The organism is Dickeya sp. NCPPB 3274, from assembly GCF_000406205.1.
Taxonomy (GTDB): Bacteria; Pseudomonadota; Gammaproteobacteria; order Enterobacterales; family Enterobacteriaceae; genus Dickeya; species Dickeya fangzhongdai.
On record NZ_AOOH01000059.1, the window covers coordinates 1 to 1,710 of the forward strand.

Consider the following 1,710-nt stretch of genomic DNA (forward strand, 5'->3'; position numbering starts at 1 on the left):
GTGAGCCGCACGGACGATGAAATGGACGCTCCAACTTGACGGCATCGAATGTGCCAGACTGAGAGCATCACACTTCAGTTAAAGAAGGAGCGTCCACATGCAAGTATCAACCCTTGGTATCGATTTGGCAAAAAATGTTTTCCTAACTTCATGGCGTTGATAATTATGGGAAAATCGTATTGCAAAAGCGGCTGACCAGAAACGCATTCCTGCCATTTCTGGCCCGGCTTCCCCCCTGTTTAATTGGTATGGAAGCCTGTGCATCAGCTCATCACTTCGCTCGCCGATTGACGCAGTACGGTCATCAGGTCAGGTTGATGCCGCCCAGCTATGTCAAACCCTATGTGAAGCGGGATAAAACGGATGCGCGGGATGCCGAGGCCATTTGTGAAGCCGTAGCCCGACCCAACATGCGTTTTGTTGCAGTGAAAAATGAAACGCAGCAGGCCGTATTGGCACTGCATACGGAACGGGACCTGCTGATTAGAGAACGCGTGGCCAGCACCAACAGCTTGCGGGCAATGCTGGCAGAGTTTGGCGTGGTGATGGAAACCGGCCTGTCAGCCTTGTACAAGACATTGCCGGTGATACTGGAAGATGGGGAGAATGAGCTTACGGCGCTGACAAGGCGCAGTGCAGCGCGTCAACTGGCACATCTGAGGGAGCTGGAGCACCAGATAGCAGAAGTTGAACGTGAGTTAAGCACGTGGTTTCACAGTCAGGAAGCGTGTAAACGACTGGAAAAGGTCCCTGGAGTTGGCATGCTGACGGCGACGTATATGGTTGCCGCCGTGGGGGACGGTTCACAGTTTGGCTCCTCGAAACAGTTTGCGGCGTGGGTGGGGCTGACACCGAGGGAGCATTCCAGTGGCGGTAAGCAGTGGCTGGGCCCCATAAGTAAGCGGGGTGACCGTTATTTTTCGTCTATCTGCTGATACATGGAGCAAGAGCCCTGGCGGCAGTGATAGAGCGGCACCGGGATAAACAGAGATGGTTTTATAGCCTGCTGAAGAGAAAACCGTTCAACGTGGCAGTTGTCGCCCAGGCAGGCAGAACAGCGCGAATCTTGTGGTCAATGTTGACATGCGGGAGTGAGTACCGGGAAATCGCGCCAGTGTGAAGGTCGGGATTTAAAGGAAGGAAACGAGTCAGGCGGTTCTGAAAAGTGCAAGGTGTAATCACAGTAATGGCAAAACAGGTAAGACCGCAGGAGAAACAGGTCGTTCGCCGCGTGGGCTTTGAGCCCGAAGGGATGTAAGACGTTCTCCTGGCGGATTTCATTATGGTGGCGCGACAAAAGCGAAAAACCGGATATATGACTGTACAACCTGCCATGCCGTTTTAAAGAAAACACATTGCAAATTGGGGAGCGTCCATATACGCGGCGAAAGCCCGTGCCGCGCGGACAAAAACGCGGAGAGCGTTTTTGAACAGCGTTTACGCTGGCCCGTAGGGCGAGCCACAGGGATGGGGCGAGTAACCGCGTCACGGGCGGCCCGAACAGCGAAGGCGAACGCCGAAGGAACCGCGTCAGCGGCACAGTTTAGCCACCAGCCAGAGGTCAAGGAGAGGCGGCGTTTGAGCCTCTCCTTGTCGTGCGTGCGATGAAATGGCAAAGAAACTGACACCGTTTATCCCGCACGAAACTATTCACTGAACAGACAAATTCAGCATTCACAAGACAACATGGCTGTTTGTCAACAGCCTCAA

At 53.8% G+C, this 1,710-nt stretch carries 1 pseudogene; it reads left to right on the top strand.

The features are described from left to right. Nucleotides 1-97: 97 nt before the first annotated feature. A pseudogene (locus tag DXX3274_RS00665) lies at nt 98-1,120 on the top strand (IS110 family transposase). Nucleotides 1,121-1,710: the final 590 nt, after the last annotated feature.